Source organism: Streptomyces sp. NPDC050422, assembly GCF_044458665.1.
Classification (GTDB): Bacteria; Actinomycetota; Actinomycetes; order Streptomycetales; family Streptomycetaceae; genus Streptomyces.
Genome location: NZ_JBITIE010000022.1, coordinates 59,570 through 74,241, shown reverse-complemented (window position 1 = coordinate 74,241; position 14,672 = coordinate 59,570). Strand labels below are relative to the sequence as shown.

The window sequence follows — 14,672 nt, the reverse complement described above, 5'->3', positions numbered from 1 at the left end:
CAGAGGCGATGGAGAACGACATGACCCCGTACGACTACGTCATCGTCGGCGGCGGCACCGCCGGTTCGGTGATCGCGTCCCGGCTGACCGAGGACCCCGACGTCACCGTCGCCCTCATCGAGGGCGGACCGAGCGACGTGGGGCGCGACGACGTGCTGACCCTGCGCCGCTGGATGGGCCTGCTCGGTGGCGAGCTGGACTACGACTACCCCACCACCGAGCAGCCCCGCGGCAATTCGCACATCCGCCACAGCAGGGCGCGGGTGCTCGGCGGGTGCTCGTCGCACAACACCCTGATCGCGTTCAAGCCGCTGCCGTCCGACTGGGACGAGTGGGCGGCCGCCGGTGCGGCGGGGTGGGACGCCTCGTCGATGGACCCGTACTTCGACCGGCTGCGCAACAACATCGTCCCCGTCGACGAGGCCGACCGCAACGCCATCGCCCGCGACTTCGTCGACGCGGCGCAGTCGGCGCTCGGCGTCCCGCGCGTCGAGGGCTTCAACAAGGAGGCGTTCCAGGACGGTGTGGGGTTCTTCGACCTCGCCTACCACCCGGAGGACAACAAGCGCTCCTCGGCCTCGGTCGCGTACCTGCATCCCTTCCTCGACCGGCCGAACCTCCATATCGCCCTGGAGACCTGGGCGTTCCGCCTGGAGTTCGACGGCACCCGGGCCACGGGTGTGCGGGTGCGGACCGCGGACGGCGAGGAGCGGGTCGTGCGGGCCAGGCGCGAAGTGGTGGTGTGCGCGGGCGCGGTCGACACGCCCCGGCTGCTGATGCACTCCGGGATCGGTCACCGCGCGGAGCTGGAGAAGCTCGGCATTCCGGTGCGGCACGATCTGCCCGGCGTCGGCGAGAACCTGCTCGACCACCCCGAGTCGGTCATCGTCTGGGAGACGCACGGGCCGATCCCGGAGAACTCCGCGATGGACAGCGACGCCGGGCTCTTCGTACGGCGGGATCCCGACAGTCCGGGCCCCGACCTGATGTTCCACTTCTACCAGATCCCGTTCACGGACAATCCCGAACGGCTCGGCTACGAACGCCCGCCGCACGGGGTCTCGATGACGCCGAACATTCCCAAGCCGCGCAGCCGCGGCCGGCTGTACCTGACGAGCCCCGATCCCGAGGTCAAACCCGCCCTGGACTTCCGCTACTTCACCGACGCGGAGGACTACGACGGACGCACGCTCGTGGACGGGATCAGGATCGCCCGGGAGATCGCCGCTCAGGAGCCCCTGGCCGGCTGGCTGAAGCGCGAGGTCTGTCCGGGGCCGGAGGTCACCTCCGACGAGGACCTGAGCGAGTACGCACGCAAGGTCGCGCACACCGTCTACCACCCGGCCGGAACCTGCCGCATCGGCGCGCCCGACGACGCGCTCGCGGTCGTCGCCCCGGACCTGCGGGTCCGGGGACTCGAAGCCATCCGGATAGCCGACGCGTCGGTCTTCCCGGCCATGCCTGCCGTCAACCCGATGATCGGTGTGCTGATGGTCGGCGAGAAGTGTGCGGATCTGCTCGGCGCCACCTATGGGGGTCATGCCTGATGAACACGCCACCGCACGTCTTCTCCGTACGCGATCTGTGGAAGGTGTTCGGCCCGAAGGCCGACCGCGTACCCGGTGACGCCGAACTCGGTGCGCTCGACGCCGCGGAGCTGCGCGCCCGCACCGGCTGCACCGCCGCCGTGCGTGATGTCTCCTTCGACGTCCGCAAGGGCGAGGTGTTCGTCGTGATGGGCCTGTCCGGTTCGGGCAAGTCCACACTCGTGCGCTGCCTCACCCGGCTGATCGAGCCGACGTCCGGCGAGGTCACGATGGACGGCGAGGACGTGCTGTCGATGAACACCGCCCGGCTTCGCGAACTGCGCCGTCACCGGGCCGCCATGGTCTTCCAGCACTTCGGTCTGCTGCCGCACCGCTCGGTCCTCGACAACGTCGCCTACGGCCTGGAGATCCAGGGCGTGGGCCGGGCCGAACGCCGTGAGCGTGCGGCCGGGTTCATCGCCAAGGTCGGTCTCGACGGGCTGGAGAGCCGCCGCCCGGGGCAGCTCTCCGGCGGTCAGCAGCAACGGGTCGGGCTGGCGCGCGCACTCGCCGTCGACCCCGAAGTGCTGCTGTTCGACGAGCCGTTCAGCGCGCTCGACCCGCTGATCCGCCGCGACATGCAGGAGGAGGTCGTACGGCTGCACCGTGAGGAGGGCCGCACGATGGTCTTCATCACCCATGACCTGAACGAGGCCCTCAAGCTCGGCGACCGCATCGCGCTGATGCGCGACGGCCGGATCGTGCAGCTCGGCACGCCGGAGGCGATCGTGGGCTCGCCCGCCGACGACTACGTACGGGACTTCGTACGGGACGTGCCGCGCGAGCAGGTGGTGACCGTGCGGGCGGCCATGCGTCCCGCCGACGGCCCGGAGAGCGTCTCCGGTCCTGCGCTGGCACCGGATGCCACCGTCTCCGAGGCGATCGAAGCGGTCGTCCGCACCGGGGAGACGGCACGTGTGGTCGAGGACGGGCGCTGCCTGGGTGTGGTCGACCACGCGTGCCTGCTCGGCGTCGTGGCCGGGGTCCCGGCCGTGAAGGAGGCCGCGTGATGCGAGTGAGCACCTCCCCGAGGCCGCCGGGCCGCGTGTACGGCAGCGGGAGGTGGGCGATATGACGGCGACCGCGACCGCCACGCATAACGCCTCGCTGGGCACAGCCGGGCCGGCCGCTTCCCTCGCCCGGCACCGCACGGCGTTCCTGCTGACCGGAGCGGCCGTGCTGCTGGTGCTCGGCACCGTCCTCGTCGGCCACGGTGCGTGGCCGACGCGCCTCACCGTCGACCTCTCCGGACCGCTCGGTGACGTCAGCGACTGGATCATCGACAACCGCGACACTCATCCGCTGTTCCTCTACTTCTTCGGGCACCTCAGCAACGCCGTCGTGCTCTCGGTCCGCGGTGTCTACCTGGTGCTGCTCGCCGCCGGCTGGGCCGGTGTCACGGCGGCCGCCGGGCTGATCGCCTGGCGGGTGGCGGGCGTCAGGCTCGCGCTGACCGCCGTCGTCGCCTTCCTCGTCTGCGCCGTGCTCGGCATGTGGGTGCCCACCATGCAGACGCTGGCGCTGATGGTCATCGCGGTCCTGGCGTCGGTCGCTCTCGGTGCGGTCCTCGGCCTGGCCGCCGGGCTGTCGGACCGCGTCTTCCGCATCCTTCGACCGGTGCTCGACACCATGCAGGTCATGCCGGCCTTCGCGTATCTGCTGCCGGTGGTCCTCGTGTTCGGCATCGGTGTCCCCGCCGCCGTCCTCGCGACGGTCGTCTACGCGGCGCCGCCGATGGCCCGGCTGACGGCTCTCGGACTGCGCGACGCCGACGCGGGAGTGATGGAGGCGTCGGCCTCGCTCGGCGCCACGGGACGGCAACGGCTGCTCACCGCGCGCCTTCCGCTGGCGCGCCGGGAACTGCTGCTCGGCCTCAACCAGACGATCATGATGGCTCTCTCGATGGCCGTGATCGCCTCCGTGATCGGCGCCGGCGGCCTCGGTGACCGCGTCTACCAGGCGCTCGCGTCCGTGGACGTCGGCGCCGCACTCGCGGCCGGGATCCCGATCGTGCTGCTCGCCGTGGTGCTCGACCGGGTGACCGCCGCGGCCGGCAACCGCATCGGCGCGGCGCCGCGCGCCCGATCCGCCCGGCTCGGCTGGGCCCTCGTCGCGGCCGGCACCGTCGTCGCCGCCGTCGTGGCACGCCTGGTCTCCGGGACGGGCTGGCCGGACGGATGGACAGCCGACATCGCCCGTCCCGTCAACAAGGCCGTCGGCTGGATGACCGACCACCTCTACTCCGGTGTGCCCGTGATCGGGGGCACCGCGGACTGGGCCGGACGGTTCACCACCTGGGTCCTGGACCCGGTGCGCGACGGACTGCAGTGGCTGCCCTGGTGGGCGGTGCTCCTGCTGATCGCCGTGCTCGCCCTGCTGATCGGTACCTGGCGCACCATGCTGACCGCCGTCCTCGCGATGGCCGCGATCGGTGTCCTCGACGTGTGGGACCCGGCGCTCGACACGCTGTCCCAGGTGCTGGCCGGTGTCGCGGTGACACTGGTGGCCGGTTTCGCGGTCGGGATCGCCGCCTCCCGCAGCGAACGTGTGGAACGGCTGCTGCGGCCGGTGCTGGACGTGTTCCAGACGATGCCGCAGTTCGTCTACCTCATCCCGGTCGTCGCCCTGTTCGGCGTCGGCCGCGCACCGGCGGTGGCCGCCGCCGTCATCTACGCGCTGCCCGCCGTCGTACGCATCACCACACAGGGCATGAACGGCGTCGATCCCGTCACCATGGAGTCCTCGCGCTCACTCGGCGCGACGGGCGTCCAGCAACTGCTCAAGGTCCAGCTGCCGCTGGCCCGCCCGGCGCTGCTCCTCGCCGTCAACCAGGGCGTCGTCCTGGTCCTGGCCGTCGTCGTGATCGGCGGTCTGGTCGGCGGAGGTTCGCTCGGCTACTCCGCCGTGTTCGGCCTCGCGCAGGGTGACCTGGCGACCGGTCTGGTGGCCGGTGCCGCGATCGTCCTCCTCGGCCTGATGCTCGACCGGGTCACCCAGCCGACCCGGCGCCGTTCCGGAAAGGGGGCCTGACATGGCTCGTACGCGAACCCCTCTTGTCGCGCTCGCATCGGCCACGGCCCTGATCGCCGTGGCCGGCTGCGGCGCGGCGGACATGACGCAGCAGGCCTCCCCGTTCGCCAACGCGCGGGGCGCGAAGACCGTGACGCTGTCCGTGCAGTCGTGGGTGGGTGCCCAGGCCAATGTCGCCGTGGCCGAGTACCTCCTCGAACACGAGCTGGGCTACCGGGTGGACACCGTACAGATCGACGAGGTGCCGGCCTGGGACGCCCTCAGCCAGGGCCGGGTGGACGCGATCCTGGAGGACTGGGGCCACCCGGACCAGGAGGCCCGGTACGTCCAGGACAAGAAGACGATCCGTCCCGGCGGTGATCTCGGGGTCACCGGTCACATCGGCTGGTTCGTGCCGACGTACTTCGCCAAGGCGCATCCCGACGTCACCGACTGGCACAACCTCGACAAGTACGCCGACAGCTTCCGCACGGCGGAGAGCGGCGGCAAGGGCCAGCTGCTGGACGGTTCGCCGTCCTACGTCACAAACGACAAGGCCCTCGTGCAGAATCTCGGCCTGGACTACCAGGTCGTGTTCTCGGGGTCCGAGGCGGCGCAGATCACCCAGATCAAGCAGTTCGCCAAGGGGAAGAAGCCGTTCCTCACCTACTGGTACAAGCCGCAGTGGCTGTTCGAGCAGGTGCCGATGACGGAGGTGAAGCTTCCGGCGTACAAGGAGGGCTGCGATGCCGAGCCCGAGAAAGTGGCGTGCGCCTATCCGCACACGCCGCTGAAGAAGTACCTCAACGCGCGCTTCGCCGGCGCCGGCGGCAAGGCGGCCTCGTTCCTCAAGAACTTCTCCTGGGGTACGGAGGACCAGAACAAGGTCGCCCTGATGATCGCCGATCAGAAGATGTCGCCCCAGGACGCGGCCAGGAAGTGGGTGGACGCGAACGAGGAGAAGTGGCGGGCCTGGATCCCAGGGTGACGGCCTGAGGGGTGCTGTCCCGGCCACGGCCGGAGCTGCACCCCTCGTCGCCGGTCAGCCGCACTCCGTCCCGTTGAGGGTGAAGGAGGACGGCGCCTGCGCCGGCGCACCGGCGGCCTGGAATCCGAAGGAGACGGTGCCGCCCGCCGGGATTCCCGCGTTGTGGGTGGCGTTCTTCACCGTGACGCGGGAGCCGGTCTGGGTCGCGGTCGCGTTCCAGGCGTTGGTGACCGTCTCGGCCCCGCCGAAGGCGAAGCCCAGCTGCCAGCCGTCGACCGGATCCGTGCCGGTGTTCCGGACCGTCACATCGGCCGTGAACCCGCTGCCCCAGGACTGGCTCACCCGGTACGTGACCGCGCAGGAGCCGGCCGGACCTGGTGTGTCGGTCGGATCGGGCGTCGGGGTCGGATCGGGGGTCTGTTCCGGGTCCGTGCCGTCGGGCGCGCTCCCCCACTGCGGTGCCGTTCCCTCCAGCAGCACCATGTGCGGTGCGTCCACCGGGGTGGTGCCGGGGGTCGTGGCCGACGAGGGGTAGGACCAGTCGTTCGCCGGATCCCAGGCTCCGGCCGAGGTGATGCGGAACTGCACCTCCTTGCGGTACGCGGACTGGCCGGCGGGCGCGATGTCCGTACCGGAGCAGTCCACCGTCACGTAGTAGACGTCGCCCGCCTCGTGCGTGGGGCCGGTCACCTCACCGCACTGGTTGTAGTTGGTGGTGAAGCTGATCTGCCCGGGTGTGACGCCGGGCTCCAGCGTGAAGTAGTAACGCACGGACGCGTCCGTGAGTGCTCGCGCCGGCCATGCGGACTTGTTGACCAGATACGCCTTGATCTCGGTGAAGTTGCCGCCCGCCGCGTTGACCGAAGCCTGGACCGACATCTCGGGCCCGTCCGGTGTCTCCTGCTGCGGGAAGTCTGCGAGCGGGGCGCCACCGTACTCGCCGTAGAGCCGGGCCAGCGCGCCGGTGAAAGCCGCGTTGTAGTCGGTGGCGACCTCGTTGTTCACGTAGTTGGAGCGGTCGTCGGTGTACGTGTCGTCCGCCGCGCTCGGCCCGCCGACCAGTGCTCCGTACAGGGTGTGCCGGCTCTCCACAGGGTTGTTCATCTGGTCGGTCCAGGACCCATGGGCGGTGCGGTGGTGCGGCTTGGTCGGCGGGTTGCTGCCGAAGCCGACCACGTAACTCGACTTGCGCGGGTTGTCGCCGAGCGCGTAGTCGATCTGGCGGACGGCGAAGTCGTGGTAGCGGGCCTTGCGCGTGGTGTCGGTCAGCCAGTCCGAGTAGCTCAGCGCCACGAAAGCGGTGTTCGCCGCGTACCGCAGTGATCCCCAGCTGTCCAGGACGGCCTGTCCGCCGGGCGAGTAGGCCACCCGCTGTCCGTTGACGCCGACCGTCCACCAGTCGAGCCAGCGGTTCGCGTCGTCGACGTACTTCTGCTTGCCCGTCAACTGCGCGAGCAGCACGTACGCACCATAGGAACTGTCGTCCCAGGAGAGCGTCCAGCGGTAGGACCGTGTGCTGCTCTGCGGCTCGGTCGAGAGATTGTCGTAGGACGACTCCGCCTTGGCGAGGTACGAGGCGTCGCCCGTGGCCTTGTACAGCCAGATCGCACCCCAGACCAGCTCGTCGTTGTACCCGCTCCAGGAGTTGTAGTACGCCTGCGCGTCGGTGATGCAGTCGCTGTACTTGCCGCGGTAGGTGTCGGCGAACGTGTACAGCTGCTTCGCGTGGGCGATCAGCTTCGCGGCGTACGCCGGGTCGCTGTCGGCGAACACCATCGACGAGGAGGCGAGGGCCGCGGCCGTCTGACCGGCCAGGTCGGTGCCGGGGCAGGAGGCGTCGATCCTGTAGGCGGGCCGCTTCATCGGCATCACCTCGGCCGGTCCCCACCATTTGTGGTCGTCCGCGCCGTTGCCCACCTGCCCGTAGAGGACGTTGGGTGACGGATGCGCCTTGAGGAAGTAGTCGTCGACGAAGCGGAGGTTGTTCCTCAGGTACGGAAGCTGGCCGGAGGCCGCGTAGGCGTCCTCCTGCTCGACACCGCCCCAGGCGAGCATCGTGGTGGAGAACGCCATGGGAAGTCCGAACTTGACGTGGTCGCCGGCGTCGTACCAGCCACCCGTGAGATCGAGACCGACGTCCTTGCCGTCGTCAAGGGCTGAATCTCCGCGCCAGGCGACCCGGTTGGTGCCGGGGAGCGTGCCCGACTGCTGCGCCTCGTAGAACAGCACCGACTTCTGCAGCGCCTCGCCGTAGTCGAAGGCCGGTGCGGCGGCCGCATTGCCGGAGAGCGAGAGCGGCAGCAGCAGCCCGGCACCGAGAGCGAGAGCCAGAGCGATGGCTCCGGGCCGGTTGGCGAGAGGGCCGCTGCCGGCCCGTCGGAGTCGTCTTCGCAGAGCGGTGAAAGTGAGCGAGCGCAACGGAACTTCCCCTTCCGTACGTCGGTGGGCGCGCCGGCACCGCGACTGCGTGGGAGCGCTCCCATAGGCGTTGCTCATGAAGCCAGCTACCGAGGGAGCCTGTCAACACTTCTGACAGGAACACCTCAGCAAGCGGGTCAGCCTACGGAAGGAGCAGCCGGAGCAGGTGCGCACACGCCGTCGCCTCGCCCGGGTGACGGGCGATCACCTCGTAGGCGCCCCGTTCGTACGCGCCGGTCTCCCACTCCCCGTCGGACGCCTGCCTCAGGAACAGGAAGTCGGTGGGGGTGGGGACCGGTTCATGGACCCCCTCGATGCGGTAGTAGCCGTCGGCCACGCCCGCGGCACGCAGTGCGCTGCGCAGCTCCAGGCGGTCCATGACGGCGTTACGCGCCCGCGGCGGTGAGGTAGTCGTGCTCCAGCAGCCACTTGACGTTCAGCCGCTGCCCCTGACCCGGGTCGAGGAAGACGGCGTCGAGCTTGATCTGCTGACCCCTGCCCGGCTGTTCGAACCACGGGGCGATGCTGCCCTGCCACACCCAGAAGGGCTTGGCGACCTTGTACACGCGGTAGTCGCACGCGACAGCCGTGTCCCGGGTGTTGAGGTTCTGCGGGGGCAGTGCGCGCTCCGCGTACGCGTCACCGGCCGGGGCCAGGTAGCCGCCGTACTCCGAACCGAAGCGGTCCAGGCGCTGACCGGGGCGGAGCTTCGTGGGCTCCTTGTCGATCTCGCCGTTCACCTCGCCGAAGCCGTCGTTCGGCGGGTACTTCCAGCTGCCGGAGTCGGCGGGCCCCTCCCAGTACTTCTTCAGGAAGGCCTCCGGGGAGAGGTCGCCGGTGCGCTTGTAGCCCTTGAGGAGGGGACCGACGGGGGCCAGCTTCCTGTTCGGCAGCCACTTCGGGCCGAGGCGTGCGTCGTCGCGGAACTCGCCAGTGCAGGGCTCGTGCCGGGCAGCGGCGCCCGCCGTCGGGTCCTGCGGCTTCGTGGCGGCGCCGGCGGCGGGGGCCGTGATCAGTCCGGCGGTGATGCCGAGCGCGGCGAATACGGTGCGCATGCGGTGCATTCAGAGGTCCCCTCAGGTACTGATGATCAAACGTGAGGTGACACAGGGTATCCGCATGATCACTCCAGGGATTCACGGCATGCCGTGCCGTACCCCGGAGGGGGACTTCTCGAGGTGTGGCCCTTGTGGCCCTTGTGGCTCTTGTGGCCGGTGTGGCCGGTGCAGCCCGTGTGGCGCGCGTCAGCCCGTCGCGGTGCCGCCGGCGTCCGCCGGAGGGGCTTCGTCGAGCGCGAACCAGGCCGTCTTGCCCTCGGGTTCGGGGCGCACACCCCACTGGTCGGCCAGGATGTCGAGCAGCATCAGCCCACGGCCCGACGAGGCGAGTTCACCGGGGGTCCGCTGATGGGGCAGTTCGTCGCCCCGGTCCATGACCTCGACGAGCAGCCGGCGGTGGCCGGCCTCGCCGGTGACGTACGCGTTGAGGGCGCCGTCCTGGTCGGTGTGGACGAGCACGTTGCCGAGGAGTTCGGTCGCCAGGAGCACCGCGGTGTCCACCTGGTCCGGCCGTGCCCAGTCGTGCAGCAGCGCCTTCAGCTGGGCCCGGGCTTCGGAGAGTCCCTCGCCCTGGTCCTGGCCCACGCTCAGCATCAGCCGGCGCCGGCTGACCTCGGCTCGCGCCTGTCCGGGGTCCCGGCGCAGGAGCAGGAGGGCGATGTCGTCGCCGTCCCGTACGGTGTCGCCCTCACGGGTCCCGGGCTCCGTGCTGAGGGCGGCCGCCATCAGCCGGTCGGCCATCCCCTCCAGGTCCTCGACGGGGCCCGGCGAGAACGCGTCGCGCACCCGGACCCAGCCGGTGTACATGTCGTGGCCGCCGTTCTCGATCAGCCCGTCCGTGCACAGCATGAGGACCTCGTCGTCGTGCAGACGCACGATGTCCACGGGGTAGTCCTCCTCGCCGGGCATCAGGCCGAGCGGCAGGCCGCCGCTGATGTGCTTGATCAGACAGGTGCCGTCCGGCGTGCGCAGGACGGGGTGCGGATGTCCGGCCCGTGCGATGTGCAGGTCGCCGGTGGACGGGTCGGCCTCGATGTAGAGGCAGGTGGCGAACCGGTCCTCGTCGAGGGTGGTCAGGAAGCGTGAGGCCCGCGCCAGTACGGCGTCCGGGCCGTGTCCCTCGGCGGCGTAGGCGTGCACGGCGGTACGCAGCTGGGCCATCAGCCCGGCGGCGTGCACATCGTGTCCCTGCACGTCGCCGATGACCAGGGCCAGTCGGCCGTTGGGCAGATCGATGCTGTCGTACCAGTCCCCGCCGACCATGAGTCCTCCCCCGGTCGGCACGTAGCGCGTGGCCACGCTCAGTCCGGTCAGGGCAGGACCGTCCGTGCGCATGCTGTGGCGCAGCCCCCGGGAGAGTTCCAGTTCGGCTCTGCTGGCCCGGGCTCGTTCGAGTACCTGGGCGATCATCCGTCCGGTCATGGTCAGCAGGGCACGCTCGGCGTCGGTGAACGCCACCGGCGCGCGGAAGGCGGTCAGCCAGACTCCGGTGATCCGCCCGGCGGTCACGAGCGGGACGAAGGCCCACGCCGCGCGGCTCTTACGGGCGGACGAGTGCCAGGTGGTGGGGAAGCGGCGCTGGTACTCCTCCTGAGAGGCGAGGTAGACGGCCCGGCCTGTTCTGGCCACCTCTGCGGCCGGGTAGCCGGTCGTCATCGGCATCCGGAACCCGCGATCCGCTCCCCCGGGGCTGAATCCGTACTGTCCCAGAGAGCTCAGCGTTCCCTCGCCGATACCGAACACACACTGGCCGTCCAGCGGAAAATCGGGGGCGTACAGCGCGGCCACGAGTTTCAGCGCCTCGTCGACGGAGTCGGCCTCGGCGACGGCGTGCCCCGCCGAGAGCAGCCGGGAGTCCCGGCGCCTGACCTCGTCCTCCGCCCCTTCGGCCCGCCTCTGCCGGTCCATGGGGCCCGGGCGGGGAGCCTCCATGCGGTTCAGGGCATCGATCTGGGACAGCTCGGCCTCGCCCTCCTCCGGCGGCGGCTCACGCCGTTCACCACCCATCCGGCATCCCTTCGTCCCGATGTCGTCGCCGACTGTTCGTCCCATGCTCCGACGGGAGAGCCGGGTCCGCAGTGCGAGACGTCATGACAACGGCGGGGCACGGGGTGCCGTGCCCCGCCGTGACGCGGGAGATCAGGGAGTCGGGAGGGGAATGCTGCCGGAGGCCGGGGCGCCTTCGCCGCGTCGAGGACGGGGTGCGTCCGCCGTGGATCGCCGCGGGCCCCGGGGACGGCATCGCCCCCGCAGCTACCGGTACGCGGCCGCCCTGCGGACGTCACTGAAGTCGATGGCCCGGTCGGCCTCGCGCAGCGTCTCCTCAGCCACCCGGCGCACCTCTGCCGGCACATCCCCGTGTTCTTCCACGAGTCCGGCGTAGATCGGTGCCTCGGTACTGTCTGTGAAACTCACGTCGCACTGCCTCAATCGGTTGTGTTTGCCATCGTTCGGCCGGAAACAGGGGCCGATTCTACGTGGTCGGTTTGCGCCGCCGCAGACGGCACCGAGGATTGGGCGTCCACCCGGCCGACCTGCGCACTTGTCGGAGAAATTGATCTTCGGAGCCGCTCCTGGGCCGCCCCGGCGGGGAAAGCGGTTGACCTCAAGTCCGCTTGAGCTCATAGCGTTCTCCCTGCGCCCCGGTCCTTGTCCGGCCACCGGGAGCCGCCTAGACCTTTTCGCACCCCGGAGGCACCGCATGAGTATGGAAGTCACCGCTTGGTCATCGCTGCACAGCGCGATGAACGCCCAACAGGACCGCAGACCGTTCTCGCGGGCCACCGTCCGCCGGATCGCCGACTTCGCCCGGCCGCGCCGCCGGGAGCTCTACCGCTTCCTGTTGCTGAGCGTCGTCATGGCGTTGCTGGCGGTGGCCACACCGGTGCTGGCCGGCCGGGTGGTCGACGCGATCGTGCAGGGCAGGGAGAACGGCACGGTCACGCGGATCGCGCTGCTGATCGCCGTGATCGCGGTGGCGGAGGCGGGGCTCGGTCTGCTGACCCGTCGGCTGTCGGCGACGCTCGGCGAGGGCCTGATCCTGGACCTGCGTACGGCCGTGTTCGACCATGTCCAGCGGATGCCGGTCGCCTTCTTCACCCGGACCCGGACCGGCGCGCTGGTGAGCCGGCTGAACAACGACGTGATCGGGGCGCAGCGGGCGTTCAGCAACACCCTTTCCGGGGTGGTGTCCAATCTGGTGACCCTGCTGCTGACGCTCACGGTGATGCTGACCATCTCCTGGCAGATCACCCTGCTCGCGCTCGTCCTGCTTCCGGTGTTCGTCGTGCCCGCCCGCCGGATGGGCTCCCGCATGGCACGGATGCAGCGGGAGGCGGCCGCGCACAACGCGGCCATGGGCACGCAGATGACCGAGCGCTTCTCGGCCCCCGGCGCCACACTCGTCAAGCTGTTCGGCCGCCCGGATGACGAGTCCGCCGAGTTCGCCGCCCGTGCGAGCCGGGTGCGTGACATCGGCATCCGTACGGCCATGGCGCAGTCCACGTTCATCACGGCGCTCACCCTCGTCTCCGCGCTGGCGCTGGCGCTCGTCTACGGACTGGGCGGCTACTACGCGCTGCGCGGCAGCCTGGAGCCGGGCGCGGTCGTGGCCCTGGCCCTGCTGCTGACCCGGCTGTATGCCCCGCTGACGGCGCTGGCCGGTGCCCGGGTCGAGGTGATGAGCGCCCTGGTGAGCTTCGAGCGGGTCTTCGAGATCCTCGACCTGAAGCCCCTGATCTCTGAGAAGCCGGATGCGCGCAAGGTGCCGGAGGGGCCGGTGTCCGTGGAGTTCGACGGTGTCTCGTTCGGGTATCCGTCGGCCGACAAGGTCTCGCTCGCCTCACTCGAAGAGGTCGCGACCCTCGACTCCCGCGGGGGTACGGAGGTCCTGCACAAGGTCTCCTTCCGTGCCGAGCCCGGCCGGATGGTGGCCCTGGTCGGCTCGTCCGGCGCCGGCAAGTCGACGATCGCGCAATTGCTGCCCCGGCTGTACGACGCCGATTCGGGAGCCGTGCGGCTGGGTGGCGTCGATGTGCGTGATCTGACCGCCGAGTCGATCCGCGAGACGCTCGGGATGGTCACCCAGGACGGTCACCTCTTCCACGAGTCGGTCCGTGCCAATCTGACCCTGGCCAGGCCCGGGGCGACCGAGGACGAGATCTGGGACGCGCTGCGGCGCTCCCGGCTCGACGGGCTGGTGGCCTCCCTGCCCGACGGGCTCGACACGGTGGTGGGCGAGCGCGGTTACCGGCTCTCCGGCGGTGAGCGTCAGAGGCTGACGATCGCCCGGCTGCTGCTGGCCCGCCAGCGTGTGGTGATTCTCGACGAGGCGACCGCGCACCTCGACTCCACGTCGGAGGCGGCGGTGCAGGAGGCCCTGGCGGAGGCGCTGGACGGGCGTACTGCCGTGGTGATCGCGCACCGGCTGTCGACCGTGCGCGCCGCCGACCTGATCCTCGTCGTCGAGGAGGGCCGGGTGATCGAGCGCGGGACCCACACCGAGCTGCTGGCCGCGGGCGGCCGGTACGAGGAGCTGTACCGGACACAGTTCGAGTCGCCGCAGGCCGGGGAGGCGCAGTTCGAGTCGCCGCAGGCCGGGGAGACACAGGGAGCGCACGCCGAGTCCGTCTGATCCGGCACGGCCCGCGCACCGCGCGAGGAACGCCCCCGGTCCGTGCGAACCGGGGGCATTCCGTGTGTGTGTGTGGGGGGGGTGGACCGGGGGGCCCGGTCAGTCGGTGTCGGTCTTCTCGGCGGTGACGGAGCCGGTGGCCGCGTCGACGTCGAGCGTGGTCTCGTTCCAGCTCTTGTCCACGACGTCCACCGACCAGACGAGAACGTTCTTGTCGTTCTCGTCCAGGTCCAGGGACGTGACCGTGCCCTTCTTCTTGTCCGTGGCCGCCTTGGCCGCCTGCTGCGGGGTCTGCTTGGCCTTGGCGATCCAGTCGGCCGTGCGGCTCATCTCCTGGGCGTCCTGACCGGAGTCCTTGGTGGACTTGACGACCTTGCCGGAGATTGCGTCGATGCGCACGGTGTGCTCGGTTCCGTCCTTCACGGCGACCGTGGCGACCCATTCCGGGCCGGTGGCGGCCGGTGAGGCGCTCGCACCGCTGGGCGAGGCGCCGGTGGCCGTCGGGGAGGCGCTCGCGCTCCCGGACGGCGAGGCGCTGTTGCCCGACGGCGAGGCGCTCGCCGAGGGCGACGCGCTCTCCCGGTCGGTGTCGTCGTCCGACTTGCCCGGACCGCGCAGGTCGAGCTCGATCACCTTGCCGCCGCTGACGGCGCCCTCGGCCGTCGTGACGGCCTTGTCGACGGTGATCTTGGTTTCGTCCAGGAGCTTCTTGCGGTCCTTCTGGTCCTTGGTCATCGAGGCGGTGGGGGACGCGCTCGTGCTCGCGCTGTACGAGGGCGTGGTGGTCCGCTCCGGGACGGCCCGCGCGGCTTCCGAGGTGGCGGTGCCGGTCGAGGTGTCACCGCTGCCCTGGCCACAGCCGGTGAGCAGGGCCGCGGCCAGCAGGACGCCGGCGGCGCCGGCGGCGCGCAGGCGCTGGGTGCGGAGGAATCCGGTGTTCTTCGGTGGGGAGTCACATGTCATGCCCGGATACTTAACCG

Annotated in this window: 11 protein-coding genes; 5 read left to right on the top strand and 6 right to left on the bottom strand. The window is 70.5% G+C overall.

Translation table 11 applies throughout. The annotated features are described in order from the left end of the window. The first annotated feature begins 8 nt into the window (after positions 1-8). The 4 genes from ACIBJG_RS30950 to ACIBJG_RS30935 all read left to right on the top strand — a co-directional run bounded on the left by ACIBJG_RS30950 (position 9) and on the right by ACIBJG_RS30935 (position 5,583). Entirely contained in the window at positions 9-1,547 is a 1,539-nt protein-coding gene (locus ACIBJG_RS30950) for a GMC family oxidoreductase (RefSeq protein WP_399312487.1), read from the top strand. Further along, positions 1,547-2,596, top strand: coding sequence for a glycine betaine/L-proline ABC transporter ATP-binding protein (locus tag ACIBJG_RS30945; RefSeq protein WP_399312485.1), 1,050 nt, complete (start codon positions 1,547-1,549; stop codon positions 2,594-2,596). Before ACIBJG_RS30950 ends, ACIBJG_RS30945 begins: the two co-directional genes overlap by 1 nt. A 61-nt stretch (positions 2,597-2,657) precedes the next feature. Next, positions 2,658-4,616, top strand: coding sequence for an ABC transporter permease (locus ACIBJG_RS30940; protein WP_399312483.1), 1,959 nt, complete (start codon positions 2,658-2,660; stop codon positions 4,614-4,616). A gap of 1 nt (position 4,617) precedes the next feature. Then, the gene (locus tag ACIBJG_RS30935; RefSeq protein WP_399312482.1) at positions 4,618-5,583 is read left to right on the top strand and encodes an ABC transporter substrate-binding protein; all 966 of its coding nucleotides are present in this window, start codon (positions 4,618-4,620) and stop codon (positions 5,581-5,583) included. 54 nt (positions 5,584-5,637) lie between these two features. On the opposite strand, the gene ACIBJG_RS30930 is transcribed toward ACIBJG_RS30935, so the two are convergent. From ACIBJG_RS30930 to ACIBJG_RS30910, 5 genes are all read right to left on the bottom strand, one after another. Next, positions 5,638-8,001 (bottom strand): glycoside hydrolase family 9 protein, encoded by a 2,364-nt coding sequence (locus ACIBJG_RS30930; RefSeq protein WP_399312480.1) that lies wholly within the window; start codon positions 7,999-8,001, stop codon positions 5,638-5,640. Positions 8,002-8,143: 142 nt separating this feature from the next. After that, positions 8,144-8,380, bottom strand: coding sequence for a hypothetical protein (locus ACIBJG_RS30925; protein ID WP_399312478.1), 237 nt, complete (start codon positions 8,378-8,380; stop codon positions 8,144-8,146). A gap of 7 nt (positions 8,381-8,387) precedes the next feature. Then, positions 8,388-9,065, bottom strand: a complete 678-nt coding sequence (locus ACIBJG_RS30920; protein ID WP_399312475.1) for a TNT domain-containing protein — start codon at positions 9,063-9,065, stop codon at positions 8,388-8,390. A gap of 180 nt (positions 9,066-9,245) precedes the next feature. Next, complete coding sequence (locus ACIBJG_RS30915; protein WP_399312623.1) at positions 9,246-11,066, bottom strand: SpoIIE family protein phosphatase; 1,821 nt, start codon at positions 11,064-11,066, stop codon at positions 9,246-9,248. 246 nt (positions 11,067-11,312) lie between these two features. Continuing rightward, positions 11,313-11,474 carry a hypothetical protein gene (locus ACIBJG_RS30910; RefSeq protein ID WP_356316403.1) on the bottom strand — a complete coding sequence of 54 codons (162 nt, stop codon included), beginning with the start codon at positions 11,472-11,474 and terminating at the stop codon, positions 11,313-11,315. 286 nt (positions 11,475-11,760) lie between these two features. On the opposite strand from ACIBJG_RS30910, the gene ACIBJG_RS30905 reads away from it, so the two are divergent. Then, on the top strand, positions 11,761-13,692 hold the full coding sequence (locus ACIBJG_RS30905; protein WP_399312473.1) for an ABC transporter ATP-binding protein: 1,932 nt from the start codon (positions 11,761-11,763) through the stop codon (positions 13,690-13,692). Between the two features lie 99 nt (positions 13,693-13,791). Here the strand turns inward: ACIBJG_RS30905 and ACIBJG_RS30900 are convergent, their stop codons facing one another. Further along, positions 13,792-14,655 carry a PepSY domain-containing protein gene (locus ACIBJG_RS30900; protein ID WP_399312471.1) on the bottom strand — a complete coding sequence of 288 codons (864 nt, stop codon included), beginning with the start codon at positions 14,653-14,655 and terminating at the stop codon, positions 13,792-13,794. Positions 14,656-14,672: the final 17 nt, after the last annotated feature.